At 66.0% G+C, this 18,381-nt stretch carries 21 protein-coding genes; 11 read left to right on the top strand and 10 right to left on the bottom strand.

Going from position 1 to position 18,381, the window contains the following annotated elements:
- Positions 1–77 precede the first annotated feature (77 nt).
- Genes LAQ73_RS11595 through LAQ73_RS11580 form a run of 4 tightly spaced genes read left to right on the top strand, consistent with a single transcriptional unit; the run spans position 78 to position 2,556 of the window.
- On the top strand, positions 78–1,121 hold the full coding sequence (locus LAQ73_RS11595; protein ID WP_224268441.1) for a zinc-binding dehydrogenase: 1,044 nt from the start codon (positions 78–80) through the stop codon (positions 1,119–1,121).
- The gene (locus LAQ73_RS11590; protein WP_224268440.1) at positions 1,108–1,461 is read left to right on the top strand and encodes a DUF7977 family protein; all 354 of its coding nucleotides are present in this window, start codon (positions 1,108–1,110) and stop codon (positions 1,459–1,461) included. The genes LAQ73_RS11595 and LAQ73_RS11590 overlap by 14 nt, the downstream gene beginning before the upstream one ends.
- A gap of 46 nt (positions 1,462–1,507) precedes the next feature.
- A complete protein-coding gene (locus LAQ73_RS11585) occupies positions 1,508–1,657 on the top strand; it encodes a hypothetical protein (RefSeq protein ID WP_224268439.1) in 150 nt (49 codons plus the stop codon).
- Between the two features lie 2 nt (positions 1,658–1,659).
- Positions 1,660–2,556, top strand: a complete 897-nt coding sequence (locus LAQ73_RS11580; RefSeq protein WP_224268438.1) for an alpha/beta fold hydrolase — start codon at positions 1,660–1,662, stop codon at positions 2,554–2,556.
- A gap of 26 nt (positions 2,557–2,582) precedes the next feature.
- On the opposite strand, the gene LAQ73_RS11575 is transcribed toward LAQ73_RS11580, so the two are convergent.
- Complete coding sequence (locus LAQ73_RS11575) at positions 2,583–3,287, bottom strand: SDR family NAD(P)-dependent oxidoreductase (RefSeq protein ID WP_224268437.1); 705 nt, start codon at positions 3,285–3,287, stop codon at positions 2,583–2,585.
- 62 nt (positions 3,288–3,349) lie between these two features.
- Between LAQ73_RS11575 and LAQ73_RS11570 the strand changes: the two genes are divergently transcribed.
- Positions 3,350–4,024, top strand: a complete 675-nt coding sequence (locus tag LAQ73_RS11570; RefSeq protein WP_224268436.1) for an HAD family hydrolase — start codon at positions 3,350–3,352, stop codon at positions 4,022–4,024.
- On the opposite strand, the gene LAQ73_RS11565 is transcribed toward LAQ73_RS11570, so the two are convergent.
- A complete protein-coding gene (locus LAQ73_RS11565) occupies positions 4,021–4,458 on the bottom strand; it encodes a desampylase (protein ID WP_224268435.1) in 438 nt (145 codons plus the stop codon). The genes LAQ73_RS11570 and LAQ73_RS11565 overlap by 4 nt on opposite strands.
- Before the next feature lie 6 nt (positions 4,459–4,464).
- Positions 4,465–5,067, bottom strand: coding sequence for an NUDIX hydrolase (locus LAQ73_RS11560; RefSeq protein ID WP_224268434.1), 603 nt, complete (start codon positions 5,065–5,067; stop codon positions 4,465–4,467).
- A gap of 172 nt (positions 5,068–5,239) precedes the next feature.
- On the opposite strand from LAQ73_RS11560, the gene LAQ73_RS11555 reads away from it, so the two are divergent.
- Entirely contained in the window at positions 5,240–5,926 is a 687-nt protein-coding gene (locus LAQ73_RS11555; RefSeq protein ID WP_224268433.1) for a PHP-associated domain-containing protein, read from the top strand.
- Between the two features lie 28 nt (positions 5,927–5,954).
- On the opposite strand, the gene LAQ73_RS11550 is transcribed toward LAQ73_RS11555, so the two are convergent.
- Positions 5,955–7,013, bottom strand: coding sequence for a diacylglycerol/lipid kinase family protein (locus LAQ73_RS11550; RefSeq protein ID WP_224268432.1), 1,059 nt, complete (start codon positions 7,011–7,013; stop codon positions 5,955–5,957).
- Between the two features lie 198 nt (positions 7,014–7,211).
- Positions 7,212–7,631 carry an Lrp/AsnC family transcriptional regulator gene (locus LAQ73_RS11545; protein ID WP_224268431.1) on the bottom strand — a complete coding sequence of 140 codons (420 nt, stop codon included), beginning with the start codon at positions 7,629–7,631 and terminating at the stop codon, positions 7,212–7,214.
- A gap of 97 nt (positions 7,632–7,728) precedes the next feature.
- On the opposite strand from LAQ73_RS11545, the gene carA reads away from it, so the two are divergent.
- Positions 7,729–8,799 (top strand): glutamine-hydrolyzing carbamoyl-phosphate synthase small subunit, encoded by a 1,071-nt coding sequence (carA, locus tag LAQ73_RS11540; protein ID WP_224268430.1) that lies wholly within the window; start codon positions 7,729–7,731, stop codon positions 8,797–8,799.
- Positions 8,800–8,909: 110 nt separating this feature from the next.
- Entirely contained in the window at positions 8,910–9,179 is a 270-nt protein-coding gene (locus LAQ73_RS11535; RefSeq protein WP_224268429.1) for a hypothetical protein, read from the top strand.
- 16 nt (positions 9,180–9,195) lie between these two features.
- Here LAQ73_RS11535 and LAQ73_RS11530 read toward each other — a convergent pair whose 3' ends face one another.
- Both LAQ73_RS11530 and LAQ73_RS11525 read right to left on the bottom strand, forming a co-directional pair.
- Positions 9,196–9,342, bottom strand: coding sequence for a HalOD1 output domain-containing protein (locus tag LAQ73_RS11530; RefSeq protein ID WP_224268428.1), 147 nt, complete (start codon positions 9,340–9,342; stop codon positions 9,196–9,198).
- A 19-nt stretch (positions 9,343–9,361) separates the two neighbouring features.
- Positions 9,362–10,381 carry a PHP-associated domain-containing protein gene (locus LAQ73_RS11525; RefSeq protein WP_224268427.1) on the bottom strand — a complete coding sequence of 340 codons (1,020 nt, stop codon included), beginning with the start codon at positions 10,379–10,381 and terminating at the stop codon, positions 9,362–9,364.
- Positions 10,382–10,541: 160 nt separating this feature from the next.
- Between LAQ73_RS11525 and LAQ73_RS11520 the strand changes: the two genes are divergently transcribed.
- Positions 10,542–12,308, top strand: coding sequence for a Rieske (2Fe-2S) protein (locus LAQ73_RS11520; protein ID WP_224268426.1), 1,767 nt, complete (start codon positions 10,542–10,544; stop codon positions 12,306–12,308).
- Positions 12,309–12,426: 118 nt separating this feature from the next.
- Here the strand turns inward: LAQ73_RS11520 and LAQ73_RS11515 are convergent, their stop codons facing one another.
- From LAQ73_RS11515 to LAQ73_RS11505, 3 genes are all read right to left on the bottom strand, one after another.
- Complete coding sequence (locus tag LAQ73_RS11515) at positions 12,427–14,622, bottom strand: alkaline phosphatase PhoX (RefSeq protein WP_224268425.1); 2,196 nt, start codon at positions 14,620–14,622, stop codon at positions 12,427–12,429.
- A 385-nt stretch (positions 14,623–15,007) separates the two neighbouring features.
- The gene (locus LAQ73_RS11510) at positions 15,008–15,433 is read right to left on the bottom strand and encodes a hypothetical protein (RefSeq protein ID WP_224268424.1); all 426 of its coding nucleotides are present in this window, start codon (positions 15,431–15,433) and stop codon (positions 15,008–15,010) included.
- A 210-nt stretch (positions 15,434–15,643) separates the two neighbouring features.
- The gene (locus tag LAQ73_RS11505) at positions 15,644–16,708 is read right to left on the bottom strand and encodes an NAD(P)/FAD-dependent oxidoreductase (protein ID WP_224268423.1); all 1,065 of its coding nucleotides are present in this window, start codon (positions 16,706–16,708) and stop codon (positions 15,644–15,646) included.
- A 162-nt stretch (positions 16,709–16,870) separates the two neighbouring features.
- On the opposite strand from LAQ73_RS11505, the gene LAQ73_RS11500 reads away from it, so the two are divergent.
- On the top strand, positions 16,871–17,581 hold the full coding sequence (locus LAQ73_RS11500) for an HAD family hydrolase (protein ID WP_224268422.1): 711 nt from the start codon (positions 16,871–16,873) through the stop codon (positions 17,579–17,581).
- On the top strand, positions 17,578–18,366 hold the full coding sequence (locus tag LAQ73_RS11495; RefSeq protein WP_255634800.1) for an aldo/keto reductase: 789 nt from the start codon (positions 17,578–17,580) through the stop codon (positions 18,364–18,366). Before LAQ73_RS11500 ends, LAQ73_RS11495 begins: the two co-directional genes overlap by 4 nt.
- Positions 18,367–18,381 lie beyond the last annotated feature (15 nt).

Below are 18,381 nucleotides of genomic sequence, written 5' to 3'. Positions count from 1 at the left end.
TTTGATAGACAATGGTCAACCGGCAAGTCGTCGGACTGAAACACACAGTTTTGACGCGCCGGGTGCTGGGTACGAGCATGAAAGCCGTCCAGTTCACGGAGCACGGCGACCGCGACGTCATCGAGTACGGGGAGTTCTCCGACCCCGACCCGGGTCCCGACGAGGTACTCGTCGACGTCAAGGCGGGCGCGTTGAACCACCTCGACATCTGGACGCGAAAGGGGATGCCCGGCATCGATCTGGAGATGCCGCACATCCCCGGCAGCGACGCGGCCGGCGTCGTCGAAGCGGTCGGCGAGAAAGTCACTCGGTTCGAGGAGGGTGACCACGTCGCCGTCAGCGCGGGCGTCTGGTGCGGCCAGTGCGAGTTCTGCCGCGACGGCGACGTCGCCCGCTGCGTCCGTTTCCACATCATCGGCGAGCACGTCCGCGGCGTCCACGCCGAGAAGGCGGCCGTGCCCGAACGGAATCTCGTCTCCGTCCCCGACCACGTCGACTGGGAAATCGCCGGGTCGGCGTCGCTCGTCTTTCAGACGGCGTGGCGGATGCTCCTCGACCGCGGTGAGCTGCAGGCGGGCGAGAAGGTGCTCGTTCTCGGGGCCTCCGGCGGCGTCGGCCACGCGGCGGTCCAGATAGCCGACTACGCCGGCGCAGAGGTGTACGCCACCGCCTCGAGCGAGGAGAAACTGGGGTACGCGAAGGAGTGCGGCGCAGACCACGTCATCAACTACGAGGAGGAGGATTTCGCGTCCGAAATCCGCGAGTTGACCGGCAAGCGCGGCGTCGACATGGTCGTCGACCACGTCGGCGAGGCGACCTACCCCGACTCGTTGAAGAGCCTCGCCAAAGGGGGCCGCATCGTCACCTGCGGGGCGACGACGGGCGGCAATCCGGGGGCGGGACTGAACCGCATCTTCTGGAACCAGCTGTCGGTCATCGGGTCAACGATGGCGACGCCCGGGCAGGTCGACGACGTGCTCGAACTCGTCTGGGACGGCACGTTCGAACCGCGCATCCGGGAGACGCTGCCGATGAGCGAGGCCGAACGCGCTCACGAGATGATAGAGAACCGTGAGGGCTTTGGCAAGGTGGTCGTAATACCCGACAGTGAGTACGAGTAACGAAGGTCCAGCGGAGAGAGAACCCGACGGGGTTCGTGACTCTGAGGAGTCGAAGGTCGGTCGGACCACGTCCGAGCGCGGGTACGTCCACCGGCCGAACGGCGAACCCAGCGCGGAACCCGAGCCGGCGGGGTTCGGCGACCGCGGGTGGGCGCTCGTCGCCGCCGTGGTCCTCTCGTTTCTCGTGGTGCCCGGCGTCATCTACCTGGTCCCCAGCGCGCCGGGCGAACTGGGTCTCTCGTTTTTCGCCGCGATGCTCGCGCTGCCGCTGGCACCGGCGGTCATCTTGGGGTTGACGGCGGTCTGGTCGATGACGGCCGCCACGCGCGGCGAGAACTGACGCTCGCGGCAAGCAGCTATTTGGAGGCGTGCGCCGTACGTAGTCCATGAACGAGCAGTATCGACGCCACGGACTCCCGCAACCGACGCCCCGATTCTCGCCCGAGGAGGTCCGCTACGAGTCCCACCTCTCGCGCCAGCGCGGCGGCGAACGCGATGGCTGCTGGTTGACCGACGATATCGTCCCGATGGAGTGAGGATGACAGGCAACGCAGACATCGAGAGCGCACCTGTGACCGAGATACCCGGCGACTCCGTCTACGTCGAGGCCAACGGCGTCCGGTTGCACACGATTCAAGCAGGACCGGAAGACGGGCCACTCGTCGTCTTACTCCACGGTTTCCCGGAGTTCTGGTACGGCTGGTGCGATCAGATTCGGCCGCTGGCGAACGCCGGCTACCGCGTCGTCGTCCCCGACCAGCGCGGCTACAACCTCAGCGACAAGCCCGACGACCTCTCGGCGTACCGAATCGAGGAACTCGCCGCCGACGTGGTCGGTATCCTCGACGACGCGGGGCGCGAGACGGCCGCCATCGTCGGCCACGACTGGGGCGCGGCCGTGGCGTGGTGGGTGGCGCTTCACTACCCCGACAGGGTCGACCACCTGGGCATCCTCAACGTCCCGCATCCGACGGTGTTCCGCCGGACGCTCAAGCGGAGCTTCGGGCAGAAACTCCGAAGTTGGTACGTCGGTTTCTTCCAAGTGCCGTTCGTCCCCGAACGGTTGTCGAAGGCGGGCGACTGGCGGCTGCTCGTCCGGACGATGCGCCAGTCGAGCGAACCGGGGACGTTCTCGCCGTCGGATTTCGAGCGCTATCGACGGGCGTGGGGCCAACCCGGCGCGTTCACCGGCATGGTAAACTGGTATCGCGCCGTCGCCCGGTCGCGGCCCACGCCCGAAAACGGTCACGTCAAACCGCCGACGCTCGTCATCTGGGGGGCGAAAGACCAGTTCCTCAAGAAGTCGATGGCCCGTGAGAGCGTCGACATGTGCGAGCACGGACGGTTGGTGATGCTCGACGACGCGACCCACTGGGTGCAGCACGAAGAACCCGTCCGCGTCAGCGAGCTGCTCAAGGAGTTCCTCGCCGAGTAGGCTGTCGGTTGCTGTTTTGCCGCCTGTTACCAGCCGATGACATCTCTGTCGCGCCAGAACTTCCCGGCGGGACTCCCCGGGCGGAAGCGACAGAGCCACAGCGGCGTCTCCGCGCCCTTCTCGACCGGCCGATTCGCGTTCTCGCCGCCCATCTCCGTCCGGACCCACCCGGGACACACCGAGTTCGCCAGCAGTCCGTCGTCGCCGTACTCGCCGTGGAGGTACGCCGTTAGCCCGTTCAGTCCTGTTTTCGAGATTCGATACGCCGCCGACCCGCCCGACTGCGGTTCGCCGAGCGCGCCCATCCCCGAGGAGAGGTTGACGACGCGGCCGCCGGGTTCGGCGGTGAGCGCCGGCAGCGCGTACTTCGTGACGAGCATCGGCCCGCGGAGGTTCGTCGCGAGCGTCCGGTCGAGTTCGGGCGTCCGCGACGCCGCCAGCGAGTCGCTCGGACCGATGATTCCGGCGTTGTTCACGAGGATATCGAGTCCGCCTTCCTCGTCGTCGATAGTCGCCATCGCCTCGTGAACGTCGCCCTCCTGGGTCACGTCCAACAGCACACGCCGCTGGTCGTCGGGTATCTCGTGGCCGACGCTCCGAACGCCGGCGTACACCGTCGCGCCGAGGTCGGTCAGTCGGGCGGCGAGTTCCCGGCCGATGCCGCGGTTCGCGCCGGTGACGAGCGCTACCTGTCCGTCCAGCGAGTCGTACAACTCGGGGTCGGGGGTCATCTATCGCCGCTTGGTCGCGCCCGTGGTTAGGGGTTTTTGAATCTCCGCCGCGCCGCTCCGGTATGGCTGTGGTCTACGTCGACCTCGACGGCACGCTCGTCCGGTACGACCGCTCCTTCGCGGATATGTTCGCTTCGGCCGCCGAGTCGACCGGCGTCCCAGCCGGTGAGGCGGCGGAAGCGTACTACACCGAACGGTTCTTCGAGCAGTTCGCCGCGTTCGACGACGATCCGTATCTCGCCGCCGCGAGAGAGCTCTGTGCGGAGTATGCCCCCGAGGCCAACCCCGAAGCGTTCGCGGAAGCGCGCATCGAAGCCGAACTTCGTGCGTCCGTCGTCGCCCCGAGTGCCGTCGACGCACTCGAATCACTCGCCGCCGAGCACCGGCTCGGGGTGCTCTCGAACGGCGTCGGCGACGTCCAGCGCGCGAAACTCGACCGACACGGACTCTCTCCGCTGTTCGACGAGGTGCTCGTCTCGCACGACGTGGGCGTGACGAAACCCGACCGGCGAATCTTCGAGATGGCCCGCGACCGACTTCCCGGCGACGAGCACGTCTACGTCGCCGACGACCCCGAGGACGACATCGCGCCCGCGAACGAGGCGGGCTTTCGGACGATACTCGTCGGCGACCCGATGCGGGAGAGCGGTGAGGTTACGAACGGCGAGACCGAGTCCGCCGACCACCGCATCGCCCCTGACGGGTTCGGTCGAATCGAGTCGATTTTGGCCGATTAACCGATTTCGACGTCGAGGGGGTCGAACCGCTCGCCGGTCCAGCGCCACGCGCGCAGTTCGTCGAACGCCGGCGAGACGATGAGGTAGACGTACCCCTCCCACGTCGCCTCGCGGCGGTCGGTCTCGCTCGGATGCGCCGGACTCTCGGGATGGGAGTGATAGAAGCCGACTACGTCGTCACCCGCGGCCTCGGCCGATTCGACGGCTTCGAGCGTCGCTTCTGGGTCGAGTTCGTAGCTCGTTCGCGGGTCGGCGGCGACGTTCGCCACCCGACGAACGCCGGTTACGGTGTGGGGGCTCGTCTCTTCCCCTCGCTCGCCGATTAGCACGCCGCACACTTCTCGGGGTCCGTCGTCGTGGTGTACGCCCTCGCGGGCGTGCGAGCGTATCGCGTCGGATGCCGTCGTCGTCAGAGAGAGTCGCGTCGACGGCATCGTCGCTCAGTCGAGGTCGCGGCGCATCGCGATTTCGAACCAGGGACAGAGGCGGAGTTGGCGGTACCAGTCGGGGTGGTCGTGGAGGTGCTCGTAGTCCACCCAGAGCAGGCCGGCGATCTCGTCCTCGTCGGGGTCGAGCGAGACGTCGTCGAGCGTCACTTTCAGCACCGAGCAGACCTCCCACTCGACGCCGTCGGCACCGGAGACCGAGGGGTAGTAGCGTTTGTACTCGAACTTGTCCGTCACGCGGAGGTCCGAGTACTGGTCGGGCGTGACGCCGAGTTCCTCTTCGAGGCGTTGGCGGGTCGCTTCCTCCTGGCTCTGGCCGTCCTCGGGGTGGGAGGCGACGGTGCCGTCCCAGTGGGTATCCCAGAGGCGTTTGGTGGGTGCGCGCTGACCGAGGAGGATGCGGCCCTGGTGGTCGAAGACGAGTGCGGTGAACGCCCGGTGGCGGACGCCGTCACCGGTGTGTGCAGTGAGACGGTTGACGACTTCCTCTCTCTCGTCGTTCTCGTCGACGGCGACGACGTTCTGGCGAGCGTTCTTGTGAACCTCGTCCTTGGCGGTGGTCGCTTCCGACCCCGTACCACTCGGATTCGTACTCATACGTGTCCCATCTGCGACGGGGGTCAAGGACTCTTCGATGCGCTCGGACACCCGCACACAGCACGCACCACACCCCAACTGCCGGCGGATGACGGGGCCGAATCGTGGCAGTTGATCGACAGCAGACTCGAATCGGGGGAAGAACAAAGAGTTTGTAGCGACGTTATACAGTGTGTTCTCCGTCGACCTGCACTCACACAGCCGGTTTTTCCACGGGTGGCGCGGACGCGCGACTCGCTACGACCCGCTCGGGCTGAAACTACACGCGATGTTCGCTCGACTCCGGGGACTCGACGGGTTCGCCGTGACGAACCACGACTACACCTACTCCGCGGAGGGCGGCTTTCCGACGATACCCGGAAACGAGGTGACGACGACGGAAGGCCACGTCCTCGTCGTCGGCCCGAACCCGCCGAGTCGGACCGAGCCGAACGCACTCACGCCGGGTGAACTGGTCGACTTGGCTCACGACCGCGGCTGTGCGACGATTCTCGCGCACCCGTTCCGCAACAGTTCCGCGCGCGACTCCGGTGCCGAGTTCGACGCGGTCGAACTCAACGGGAAGAACACCGAGCACATCGCGCGGACGCGCCGACTCGCAGAGGAGCTCGACCTGCCGCTGGTCGGCGGCAGCGACGCGCACTACCCCATCGAGGTCGGACGGGCGTACACCGAGATCGACGCCCCCGACCTCTCGCCGGAGTCGGTCGCGGCCGCCATCCGCGACGGACGAGTCGAACCGGTCGTGAAACTGAGTCCGCTCGACAAACTGCTGGCCGAAGCGTACACCCGCATTCACGCGCGCAAAAAGTGGCTCGAACCAACGCCGCCGACGAGCGGCCGCAGAGCCGACGACTGACGCCGCGTTCGACTGCTACGGACCGCCCTTAGTCGTCCGGGTCCGGTTGGTAGGCGTCGCCGACCGGCAGCTCGACGGCACTTTCCACCGTCTCGACCGTCAGCGACGCCGTTTCTATCATCTCGCCGTCGAGGCTGAACCGCAGCGTCTCCCCGGAGAGAACGTCGAGATGCATCGCGGGCGTTTTGAAGCGGTCGATATGTTCGGTGTCGCGGCCGAACAGCCTGGAGACGGCCGCCTCCCCCATCAGGTCGACCGTCGGCCGCTCTTCGACGACGGTGACGTCGAGTTGGCCGTCCTCCATGTTGGCCTGGGTTCGCCCTTCGACGGGGAAGCGACGACCGTTGCCGATGAGCACCGAGACGGCGTCGCCGGACCACGGCTCGTGTCGACCGTGAGTGTCGAGGTGCATGCGGACGCCGTCGAACTCCGTCATCACCCGGAGCGTGCTGACGACGTAGGCGGCGACGCCGAACCGCTCTTTCATCTCCGAGGAGGTTTCGCCGCTGGCCTCGGCGGTGAACCCGCCGACGCAGGAGTTGAGGAACGCTCGGGTTCCGCTCTGTTCGTCGACTTCGTCGGTACCGTCGCTCTCGACGACGTCTCCGCGGGCCGCCGAGGGCTCTTTCGCCTCCGTCGCCCACGACGGCTCGTCGCCTCCCCACTCGACGATACCGAGGTCGATTCGCCGTCGTTCGCCCGACTCGAACAGCTCGAAGGCGTGTTCGATGCTCTCGATTCCGACGTTCTCGGCGAAGTTGTTACCCGTCCCGCAGGGCACGACGCCGAAGGTGACCTGCTCGAACCCGTCGGCGCGGCGGACGCCCTCGATGACCTCGTTGAGGGTGCCGTCGCCCCCGGCGGCGGCGACGAACTCGGCCCCGCTCTCGACGGCGTCGCTTGCGAGACGAATCGCGTCGTCCGCTTCGTCGGTCTCGCGCACGGAGAACCCGTGTTCGACGGCGAGACGGCGAACTTCGTGGGCGTGTTCCCCGTTCCCGCTGCCGGGGTGGAGGACGAGCGTCCGGTCGCTGTGTGCGGGGTGACCACCGTCGCTGCGCGCTGCTTGCGACGAGGCTCGCCTCACTTCGTTCGGCTCATCACCAGCACTTCGCTTCCCTTGTGATGAGATTCGCCTCACTTCGTTCGGCTCATCGCCGTCCGTGCGGACGCGTCGGTCACTGGCTCGGGTCGTGGTCGTCGACGTATCCGGGATAGAGTTCTCTGAGGACGGCATGCAGTTCGCTCGGGGATACGTCAGCGAGCGCGAAAACGTTAGGGGCCGTTATCCCTGCCCGAGGCGTTCGTCGAGGATGAGTCGCGTCTTCGTGCCCTTTATCACTTCCATCTCGCGCGCCCGCGTGATGAGGTCGTTCACCGCGCGCGTGTCGGCGGCGTCGACGATGAGGACGATGTCCTCCTCGCCGGAGACCTGCCAGACGAAGTCGACCGTCTCCCAGTCGGCGAGCTGTTCGGACACCTCGCTCGTGTTGACGTTCATCTCGACGGAAATCTCGACCATCGCCTTGATGTTGCCCGTCCGGGTGGAGATGGTGAAGCGTTCGATGACCCCCTCGGTGGTCATCCGCTCGACGCGGTTTCGAATCGTCCCTTCGGAGGTGCCCACCCGCTCGGCGATCTCAGTGTAGGGCGTTCGTGCATCCCGTCGAAGGACGTTGAGGATGCGGCGGTCCAGGTCGTCCATACACGGACGTGTACTGGTGGGGTTATACCGATTACGAAATTCGTAGTCTCGCTACGAAAGAAGCACTTATTACCCCGGCTCCCATGTGTTTCTCGTAATGTCGGACGCCTACATCGCGCTGGCTGACGGACGCGTCGTGAAAGGACGCGGTCGTGCGCCAGGACGCGCCCGCGGAGAACTGGTGTTCACGACCGCCTACACAGGATACGAGGAGAGCCTCACCGACCCCTCCTACGAGGAGCAGGTTCTCACTTTCTCGTACCCCCTCATCGGAAACTACGGCGTCCGGCGAGAGCGATTCGAATCCTCTCGCGTTCACCCGTGCGCGGCGCTCGCCCGGGAGCTCACCGACGACGTTGCGAAGTGGCTCACCGCCGAGGGCGTGCCCGCCATCGACCACCTCGACACGCGCGACCTCGTCACGACGGTCCGTGAGGAGGGAGCGATGAAGTGCGGTATCGCCGTCGGCCCCGACGCCACGCCCGAGGACGCCCGCGCGGAACTGGAGAACTGCAAGGGCATGAGCGAGCACACCGATATCGGCTCGCAGGTGACAGTTTCCGAAGCCCGCCACTACGAGGGTGACGGACCGACCGTCGCACTCGTCGACTGCGGGGCGAAAGGCTCCATCGTCTCCTCGCTGCGCGAACGCGGCGCGGACGTCCACGTGCTCCCCTACGACGCCTCCGAGAGTACCGTCGCGGACATCGACCCGGACGTGCTGTTCATCTCAAACGGTCCGGGTGACCCCGCGAACTTCTCGAACGCGCAGTCGCTCGTCGAAGCGTTCGTCGAGGCCGACGACGTCGCCGTCGCGGGAATCTGTCTCGGCCAGCAGATCGTCGCCCGCGCGCTCGGCGGCGACACCGAGAAGATGGCGTTCGGTCACCGCGGCGTCAACCAGCCCGTCCGCGACCTCGAGAGCGGAACGGTCGTGATGACGACCCAGAACCACGGCTACACCGTCGCCGACCCCGGCGACCTCGACGTGACGCAGGTGAACGTCAACGACGACACCGCCGAAGGGTTGGCGAACGAGGAACTGAGCGTCATCACCCGCCAGTACCACCCCGAGGCGAACCCCGGCCCGAACGACTCCCTGGAGTTCTTCGATGACGTGCTCGAACTCGGCGAGACGGCCGGAAAACGTCACCTCGTCGCGGACTGAGGCCAGACCGGATCCGACGCCTTCTTCTTTCGCCCCCGAACGGACAGGGACGTATCACACACGTCAATTCAGGGGGTTCTTTTTAGCCGCTCGTCGCGGTATCCACGCCGATGGCCGACGTACCCGATATCCAAACCGTCGAAGCGGGCGACGACTACTATCACGTCCGTTTCCGCGACCCCGACGAGTTCGACGAGATCCGAACGCCCGACTGGGCCGCGAACGCCGCTCAGTCGGTCGCAGAGGGCAGCGAAGTCCGGACCGGTAAACGAGAGAACAGCGACGAGTGGGAGGTCGAAAGCGTCCTCATCAAGAAACAGGCCGGCGAGGAGACGGCGCGCGACGAGGCGAAACGAATCGTCGAAAAGATAGAGTCGTAAGCGTCGACGCGCCCGGTCAGTCGACGATGACGATGGCGTCTCTACTGACGGTTATTTCGTAGCCGGCGTACTCGAACGTGAGCGACACGCCGCGTCCGCGACCGGCGACGAGAGCGTCCAACGCGTCCGGGTCGAGAACTTCGTACAGCGGAGGCGTAGTCAACGAAACTTCGGCGGGACAGTCACAGCGAACGCGACAGCGGCGAGAGGTTCGAGAGCAGGCGCGCGCCCCGCATCGCTCCGAGCACGGCGTAGCGCCGCCCGAGGGAGGCGCTCGTCTTGGCCGCTCGGCCGCCGAGCAGCGCACCGGTCTTCGCCGCCTTCCCACTGATGATCGCGCCCGCCTTCGCCGCTTTGCCGCTGCGAAGCGCACCGATCTTGGCGTAGTAGCCGCTCTGTCTGGCCGCGCCGATGGCGTAGTGGCGCGCGGAGATGGAAATCGGCGTCCGCCGCCCCTGAACCTCCGTCGACCCACCGCGAATGGCGTCGAGAATCAACGACGCGTCGAGGTCCGCGCGCGTCGCGTCGGGAATCGTGAGCTCGGTGTACGCTCGGCCGACGAGCGACAGCGAGTGCGCGTCGCTGGCGGCGACGCCGGGGTAGCCGTGGACGTCCGCGAACCGGCGCGCGCGTCGGTTCTTGTACCCCGTGAACAGCCACGAGTTGTACACCTCGACGGCGTCGGGCGTCTGAGCTGCCGCCATCTCTTCGTCGACGCCACCGTCGGCGGTGACAGCACCGGCGTCGGCGGGGTCGCCCGCCTCGATGGACGTCCCCGGTTCGTCGTCGTCGACGAGGAGGGTGTCGAGAACCCGTTTTCTGACGCCGTGGCGACTGCGCTGGAACGGATGCGGGACGATGGCGACGCCGCCGCGGTCGTGGACCCACTCGATGGTCTCGCCGTAGGATCGACGTTTCGGCGGCATCTCCTCGACGCCGATAGCCAACAGGTGGCCCTCGGCGGTCGAAACCTCGACGCCGGGGATGCCGACGAGGCCGTACAACGGCGCGAGCTCGGCCGCGCGAAGCGACTCCTCGATAGTGTCGTGGTCGGTGATGACCACTGCGTCGAGGCCGATCTCGGCCGCCTGCTCCAGGATGAGCTCGACCGGATCGGTCGCGTCGTACGACGCCTCGGAGTGGACGTGCGGGTCGATGTGGAGGGTTAGCGACACGGTTATAGGAACTACGCGTCCTGCCATATAAATCATCGCGTCGCCGAACTGTCTTTGACACCGAACCGGTCTGCGGCGCGCTAAACAGCCTCTCGGTCCGCTTCGCCGCTACCACATTCGTGACAGACTCGTTGCAAAAATTCGCTCCAGCGAACGGTTTTGTGTCTGCTACTCGTCACCGTCTCACATGAGCACCGACACGCCGGATGCCGGGTCCGAACTCGTCGAAGTCGGAAGCGAACGCGAACTGGTCGATGCGGGTCGAAAACTGGTGAACGTGCGGGGCCGAGCCATCGCGCTGTTTCACCACGAGGGCGAGGTGCGCGCCGTCGACAACCGCTGTCCGCACATGGGCTTCCCGTTGACCGAGGGCAGCGTCGACGACGGCATCCTCACCTGCCACTGGCACCACGCGCGGTTCGAACTCTCCTGCGGCGACACGTTCGACCCGTGGGCCGACGATGTCGAGAGCTACCCCGTCGAACTGCGCGACGGCACCGTTTACGTCGATCCCCGACCAAGACGCGACGAACCCCCGGCCGAGCGCTGGGCGAACAGGCTCGAAGACGGCCTCGAACAGAACCTCCGCCTCGTGCTCGCAAAATCCGCTATCGGCCTCGTCGACGCGGACGTCGATCCCGCAGAGCAGGTCCGGACGGGGGTCCTGTTCGGCACGCGCTACCGCGAGGGCGGGTGGAGTTCCGGACTCACGATTCTGACGGCGTTGGCGAACGTGCTCCCGAGCCTCCGCGACGAGGACGAGAAGCGCGCGCTGTATCAGGGCCTCGTCCACGTCGCCGCCGACTGCGCGGACCAACCGCCGAAGTTCGACCAGGAGTCGTTCGAGGCGCGGGATCTCTCGCACTCGCGGCTGAAATCGTGGTTCCGCGACTGCATCGAGGTGCGCGACGCCGACGGCGCGGAGCGCTGTCTCCGGACGGCTATCGCCTCCGGGGCGTCGCAAGCGGAGCTCACCGACATGCTCGTCTCGGCGGCGACGGACCACCGCTACCTCGACACGGGGCACACGATGGACTTCGTCAACAAGGCCTGCGAGTCGCTCGACGCCATCGGATGGGAGCACGCCGAACACGTGCTCCCGAGTCTGGTCGACGGCCTCGCCACCGCCGCGCGGAGCGAGGAACGCTCCTCGTGGCGACAGCCGGTCGACCTCGCGGGGATGCTCGACGACTCCTTCGCCCGTCTAGACGAGCTGCGCGCCGAAGGCGAGGGGAGGGCGTGGACCGAACCTGACGAGTTCACCGAGACGCTGCGCAGCGACGACCCCGAGCGCATCGTCTCGTCGCTCGAAGACGCGATTCGCGGCGGTGCGACCGTCGAACAACTGGCACGGTCAGTTGCCTACGCCGCCGGAACGCGCGTGGCGCAGTTCTCGACGGCCAACGAGTTCTCTGACTGGAACACCGTCCACCACACGTTCACCTACGCGAACGCGGTTCACCAGGCGAGTCAGCGGACCGACGCGCCGGAACTCTATCGGGGAGTGTTCGACGCGGCGGTCAACGTCTACCTCGACCGCTTTCTCAACACGCCCGCCGCGCCGATTCCCGAGCGCGGACGCGAGAGCGCCGACCCCGACGAACTGCTCGGCAACCTCCGGATGACGTTCGAGATGGAGGGCGGGGTGAACGACGCCGGACGCGCCGCGGCGCACTATCTCGACGCCGACGGCGAACTGGCGACACTCCGGGAGCGACTGGGCGAGGCGCTGCTCCGCGAAGATTCGGGGTTCCACACGTACCAGGCGTTGGAGGCTGGGTTCGCCCAGATGGACGAGCGCGACGACGACGAGGAGGTTCGCACGCTCGCCGTCGCCGTCGCCCGGTATCTGGCGGCGCACTTCCCGACGCGCCGCGAACGCGAGCAGACGTTCACCATCGCCTCGCGGTTACAGCGCGGCGAGAAGATTCACGAAGGGGTCGGAAACGAGTAGTTCGAACTCCCAACGTCGATGTGTCGACGTTTCGACGCGCATCGCGCGTCAGTGGAAAAATGGAGCGGTGAGAGAAATCCGCCAGCCGGGGGAACGGCCAGGAGGCGACGCGTTCGTTCTACTCGTCGTCTTCGTCGTCTTTGTGGTCTTCACCGTCTTCGTCGTCGCCGCGTCCGCGACCACGACCTTTCTCCTTGCCGCGTCCTTTCCCGGGGTTGTCCTCGTCGTCGCCGTCGGCGTCGTTCCCGTGACCTCGGTCGTCTCCGTTCTCGCTGTCTCCGTCGTCGGGCGTCCAGCCCTCCGGCGTGTAGACGTACAGACAGTCGTTGGGGTAGGAGCGACTGAACTGGTCGGCGTCCTCACAGCAGAGCACGCGGCCGTCGTTGAGGACGAACACGTTGTCGATGTTCAGGAGCGCGTCGTTTGCGACGTTCGTCGGGTCGGTGGCGTCGGCGCCGACAATGACCGGTTCGAGCGTCGAGATGTCGTAGTCGTCTTCGATTTCGGCGCGGTAGACCATCCCGCCGTCGACGCGGTCGAGTTGAAGGTGCCCTTCGTCGTCGGTCATGCCGTCGTTGACCTCCGAGATGCCGAGGTAGATGTAGTCGCCGGGTCCGGCGTCGTCCTTGCTGTCGATTCCTTCGCTCTTTCTGAACTCGACGGTCGCGCCTACCTCCTTCGCTGCCGCCCGGGTTTCGAGGAACGGGACTCGCCTGAGTTCCTCGTCGACGCCGTCGGGACCGTGTTCGTCGTACTGCTCGGCCCACGCGACGATCTCCTCGTCGGAGATGTAGTCGCTGTTTCCGTTCTCGACGACTTCGCGGTCGGCCTCCGCGAGCGCGGCTTCGAGGTCCTCCTCCCAGTCGGTCTCCGAGTGGGATTCGAGGTAGTCGACCTGGCTGACGTCGTCGTACTCGGCGATCCAGGACTCGACTTCCCCGTTTTTCGCGTGGCCCAGCGGAATCCAGTCGAGTTCGAGGGCGACCTCCGCCGGCGGCTTCCTCTTCGCCGCCTCCTCGTTCGTCACCTCGACCGCGTACAGCGTCCCCCGAACGTCCATCGGGTCGTCGTAGCTCGGAATCGGCTCGTCGGCGACGAACTTGTAGAAGCCCTTGTTGTCGCCGTCGGAACTGAGGTACATCGTCTTCTCGTCGGACTGAACGTCCGGACACTCCCAGGACGCGCGGCCGCCGACGTAGTACTTTATCGGCGTCGGCTCCTCGCCGTCGGAGCCGCAGATGTCCACGATGTAGCCGTAGCGGTACGGGTTCGGGTAGGGGCTGTCGATGGGCGTCCGCCCGAGTTCGATGTCGACGTCGTCGCTGAGGCTGTCGTTCTGGTCGACCGCGTCTGCTCCGAGATAGTACGCTTGCAGTTCGAGACCGGCGAGCGCGAACGCTCCCTGCAGGTACGCGCCGTCGTTGTACTCCTCGGCCCACTCGGTGCTGCCGACTTCGGTGGGGTTCGGTCGGTTGTAGAACTGCGACGCCCCGCGGAGGCCGACGCCGCTACCGGCCTCGACGATGTCGCTCGTCGTCGCGGTGAGCGAGAGCCGCGTGTGCGAGTACTCCTCTTCCGCCGATAGGTAGGTGTTCCACGGGCTGATATCGCCGTAGCAGTTGATTCGGGTGCCGCCGATTTCGCGGAACGCCTCGGTGCTCGCGAGGTTCGCCGCGCCGTCGAGGTCGGCCTCCCACTCGCCGTCGTCGTCCTGACAGATCGGGATCCGACTGATCTCGCCGGGGCTCTGCTCGAAGTTCGTAAAGAGGTAGCCCTCGGTCTCCTTCTCGTTCAGCGGGATGAAGCGGTTGCAGTCGGGGTTGTAGCCCAGGTTGCCGTAGCGCGGACCGGGATACTCGTCGAGTCCCAGGCCGTCGGGTGTGGTCGGGACGCCGAGGTCGGCGTTGTCCCCGATGTTGTCGCCCTCGCGGGCGAGCAGCACGTACTCGCCGTTCGCGACTCTCACTCGCCCCTGCTGCTCGTCGGTCGAGGGGATACCCAGTTCGTCGAACTCCGTCTCCTCGACGATGTTGTAGCCGCTCACGTAGCCGATACCGCCGCTGTTGAACGGTTCCGGATTCTTTCTGCTCGGGTGCTGGAGGCTGAAGAACAGCGTCCCGCTCTTCGTGACCTCCGGCCCGGTGACCTCCGCTCCGAGCGCCGTCGTCGCGAACCGCTCTATTTGCCCGTCGACCATCGGTGCCATCGGGCTGTCTGTGTCCTCGTCGGCCGCGCTCACGACGCCCGTGACGCTCGCGCCCAGCGATGCCGCCAGCGACGTTGCCATCAGTTGCCGTCTGGTGAATTCTACCATCCAGATGTATCGTTACCCGGTTATTAGATGTAATTTTATAATAGTGAGATGATAGCAAATATACTGTGTGTGGTGGTACTGTGTGATATATACGTATTATGCGCATAATTGGTTAAAATATGAGGGTGTATTGATACTTGTCTCATTTCGAGATAGCTCTTTCGCCGACTACGCCAGTGTCTCATAGACGGTTGGGTTGCACTGCAGAGACCTCCCTGAACTCGCATCAGACAACGCTCTCAAGCGAGAAGGAGTATCCGAGACCGACCCGCACTCGACGTCGTCGATTACAGGGAGCTGTTCTGCTGAGACGCGACTTTCCCTTTCGTCATCCTGTAACGAAATGCGACGACCAGTGTAGCAGGAAAAGCAGCGTTCTGGACTGCTACTCCACGCCTCGCTCCGCCGCGCCCTCGCGAATCTTCTCGGCGCGTTCGCGGACCCAGCTGACGTAGCGTTCGACTTTGCTCGTCTTGACGCCGTAGAACGAGGCCACCCAGTTGACGTCCGTTCCGGGTTGCGTGAGGAAGTACGCCGCGAGCGTGTCCCGTCCCGCTTGAATGATTTCGGGCGGCACGCCGCGCTCGCCGGTTCCCGCCTCCTCGAAGCCGTTCACGTCGAAGTAGATATCCGCGTACAGTGTCGCCATCTCCGGGTCTTCGAACTCGACGCCTTCGTGGTGGGGTGCCTCGAATCGATATCGGGTGTCGCCGTCGGCAGTCGAACGTTCGACGATTCGAACGCCCAGAATGTACTCTTCGCGTATCGAGTCCGCCTCGTCCGTCGGAGTCGGTCGGTCTGTCTGAGACATTGGTAGGGTGACGAATGGTCCTGTCAGTCGAGGGGGCTCGACCCGCCGAACTGAACAGGACGCATTACGATTGTTGCGTGTCCGCCGGATTTGTTAAGTCTGCTGCAAGTGAGTAATATACTCCCCTGTACCGCTATTGAGGGGGTTCTCCGAATATCCGACAGTGCATGCTGTCGAGTCATCGAAGCGGCGAAACGGAGCCGACGGGCGTTAGAACGCCTCCGAAATCCGCTCGCCCGCCTCGACGCCGTTCCACAGCGCCGAGTGAACACGGCCCTCGCCGGCGACCCAGTCGCCCGCGAAGTAGAGGCCGTCGTCCTCGCCGCGGCGCAAAATCTCCTCGTTCGCGCCTCCGTTCGGTTGTGCGTAGCGCCATCCTTGGTCGTCGGTCCAGTCGAATTCGGTGAGTCGGTCGTCGTCCAGCAGTTTCGCCACCTTCGTGGCGACGACACCGGCCGCTTCGTCCAAGGGGTCGTCGTAGTGCTCCTCGGACCAGTCGGGGGCCATCTGGACCACGAAGAGACTCTCGTCGTCGGGGACGTGCCCGCGCTTGCACTCCTCGCGCGACGCCCACCCGACGTCGTGTTCCTTGTCGGTGTTGACGAGCGCGTAGTAGGGGACGTCCACCTCGAAGGGGTAGTGCAGTATCACCGAGCGGATCGGCCGGTAGCGAACCGCGCCGACGACCTCGCGCAGCGCGGGGAGGTGTTCGCTGTGCCACTTCGTCTCCGCGAGGAGCCCGGCGGTCTGCGGCGCGGGCGGCGTCAGTACGACCGCATCGAAGGGACCGTACGACTCGCCGTCGGTGTCGACGAGGTACCAGCGGTCGCCGCTGGCGTCCTCGTCGACGTGTTCGCGTCCGCTGCCGCGCTGGATGCGTTCGACGCACGTCTCCCGGTAGACTGCCGCGTCGGTTCGCGCGAGGAGGCGTTTCGCGAGTTGCGTGAGGCCGTCTTCCCAGCTGTACTTCGTCTCCGTGTCGCGGTCGGATTCGGCGATCTCGCCGTCGGCGTCGAACGTCCACACCGGGTCGTCGAAGGCGACGAGTCCGTCGTCACCGAGCTCCTCGACGAGTTCGACGGTGCGGTCGTCGGCGTCTTTCAGATAGTTCGCGCCGTGGTCGTACAGACAGTCGCCGCGGCGACGCGTCGCCGCGCGGCCGCAGACGCCGCGGCTCTTCTCCAGAATCGTCACGCCGAAGTCGGTGTCTCGGAGCGCGTACGCAGCGCCGACCCCCGCCGCACCCGCGCCGACGATGCCGACGGTTCGGGTCATCGTCCCTCCCAGTCGGTGTCGACCGTTGTGGACTTCGCCATCGCCAAAACGGTTGGCCGCGAGGCGCTAAAAGATTCGTTTGACGGTGAGTTCGACGGCGGGCCGTTTTACGCCCTCCGGACGGCGAGTGCTTTTTGACATCTCGCTCGTCAGTTCACGGCAGTGTACGACGCAATCATCTTCGACAACGACGGCGTGCTGGTGAGCCTCGTCGAGGTCGCCGTGCTCGAACGCGCCGCCCGCGAGGCGTTCGTCGACTGCGGCGTCGACGACCCCCACGACGACCACGTGGACGCGATGACCCTCGGCGTGACGCCGGAGAGCCTGACGAGCGTCACCGACGCGTACGGCTTCGACGCCGAGACGTTCTTCGCCGCCCGCGACCGATTCGCCTCCCGCGCCCAGCAGGCCGAGATTCGCGCCGGTCGGAAGGCGCTGTACGACGACTTCGACACGGTGCGCTCGCTCGACCACCCGCTCGGCATCGTCTCCTCGAACCAGCAGGAGACGGTCGACTTCGTCCTCTCGCACTTCGGGGTGACCGACCTGTTCGAGACGGCGTACGGCCGCGAACCCATCCCCGAGAGCGTGACGCGGAAGAAGCCGAGCACCTACTACGTCGACAGAGCACTCGCCGACCTCGACGCCGAACGCGCGCTGTTCGTCGGCGACAGCGACACGGACGTACTGGCGGCGCACAACGCCGGACTCGACTCGGCGTTCATCTGCCGCGAACACCGCGCGGAGTACCCCCTCGACGTCGAACCGACGTACGAGATCGAGACGCTCGCCGGACTGCTCGACATCGACGGCGTCGAGGTCCGCGAGCCGACCTCGGGGGCTTCGACTCCCGAGAGAGGTACCGGCGCGTGAGCGACCGCGAGACGACGCTTCCGGCGGTGGGCCTCGGCACGATGGGCCTCGACGGCGAACCGGGCGTCGAGAGCGTCCACACCGCCCTCGACGTCGGCTACCGCCACCTCGACACCGCCCAGATTTACGACAACGAGGAGGTCGTCGGCCGGGGTCTCGCCGAGAGCGGTGTGTCGCGCGAGGACGTCGTCGTCGCCACGAAAGTGTGGGCCGACAAACTCGGCTACGACGACGTGCTGTCGAGTACGACCGAGAGCCTCGAACGACTACAGATCGACTACGCAGACCTGCTGTACGTCCACCGACCCATCGACGCGTACGACCCCGAGCGGACGCTCGCGGCGTTCGACGAACTCGTCGACGCGGGTCGGGTTCGACACGTCGGCGTGAGCAACTTTTCGCTCTCGGAACTCGACGAGGCGCGCGACCTGCTGGGCGCGCCGCTTTTCGCCCACCAGACAGAGTTGCACCCGCTGTTCTACGAGCCGGAGCTCGTCTCCCACGCGCAAGAGCACGGCTACCACCTCGTCGCCTACTCGCCGCTGGCCGCCGGGAAGGTGTTCGACCTGCCGGAACTGACCGAAGTAGCGGAGAAGCACGACACCGACGAGGCGAGCGTCAGCATCGCGTGGCTGGCGGGCAAGGAGAACGTCGTCACCATCCCGAAAGCGAGCGGCGAGGACCACATACGGGCGAACCTCGCGGCGGCCGATCTCGAACTGGACGACGAGGACGTGGCGAAAATCGAGTCCGTCGAACGCGAGGAGGAACTGTTCCCGGAGTGAGCGACGAGCGGCGAG

It is taken from the genome of Haloprofundus salinisoli (assembly GCF_020097815.1).
In the GTDB taxonomy this organism is placed as follows: Archaea; Halobacteriota; Halobacteria; order Halobacteriales; family Haloferacaceae; genus Haloprofundus; species Haloprofundus salinisoli.
Note: the sequence above shows the minus strand (reverse complement) of the source record. Positions and strands in the feature narration are given on the sequence as shown.

Coding starts and splice junctions, on each gene's coding strand:
- LAQ73_RS11585 (WP_224268439.1), top strand. CDS start 1,508: ATGAACGAGCAGTATCGACGCCACGGACTCCCGCAACCGACGCCCCGA.
- LAQ73_RS11575 (WP_224268437.1), bottom strand. CDS start 3,287: ATGACCCCCGACCCCGAGTTGTACGACTCGCTGGACGGACAGGTAGCG.
- LAQ73_RS11580 (WP_224268438.1), top strand. CDS start 1,660: ATGACAGGCAACGCAGACATCGAGAGCGCACCTGTGACCGAGATACCC.
- LAQ73_RS11510 (WP_224268424.1), bottom strand. CDS start 15,433: ATGTCTCAGACAGACCGACCGACTCCGACGGACGAGGCGGACTCGATA.
- LAQ73_RS11570 (WP_224268436.1), top strand. CDS start 3,350: ATGGCTGTGGTCTACGTCGACCTCGACGGCACGCTCGTCCGGTACGAC.
- LAQ73_RS11515 (WP_224268425.1), bottom strand. CDS start 14,622: ATGGTAGAATTCACCAGACGGCAACTGATGGCAACGTCGCTGGCGGCA.
- LAQ73_RS11535 (WP_224268429.1), top strand. CDS start 8,910: ATGGCCGACGTACCCGATATCCAAACCGTCGAAGCGGGCGACGACTAC.
- LAQ73_RS11595 (WP_224268441.1), top strand. CDS start 78: ATGAAAGCCGTCCAGTTCACGGAGCACGGCGACCGCGACGTCATCGAG.
- LAQ73_RS11525 (WP_224268427.1), bottom strand. CDS start 10,381: ATGGCAGGACGCGTAGTTCCTATAACCGTGTCGCTAACCCTCCACATC.
- LAQ73_RS11505 (WP_224268423.1), bottom strand. CDS start 16,708: ATGACCCGAACCGTCGGCATCGTCGGCGCGGGTGCGGCGGGGGTCGGC.
- LAQ73_RS11545 (WP_224268431.1), bottom strand. CDS start 7,631: ATGGACGACCTGGACCGCCGCATCCTCAACGTCCTTCGACGGGATGCA.
- LAQ73_RS11565 (WP_224268435.1), bottom strand. CDS start 4,458: ATGCCGTCGACGCGACTCTCTCTGACGACGACGGCATCCGACGCGATA.
- LAQ73_RS11520 (WP_224268426.1), top strand. CDS start 10,542: ATGAGCACCGACACGCCGGATGCCGGGTCCGAACTCGTCGAAGTCGGA.
- LAQ73_RS11560 (WP_224268434.1), bottom strand. CDS start 5,067: ATGAGTACGAATCCGAGTGGTACGGGGTCGGAAGCGACCACCGCCAAG.
- carA (WP_224268430.1), top strand. CDS start 7,729: ATGTCGGACGCCTACATCGCGCTGGCTGACGGACGCGTCGTGAAAGGA.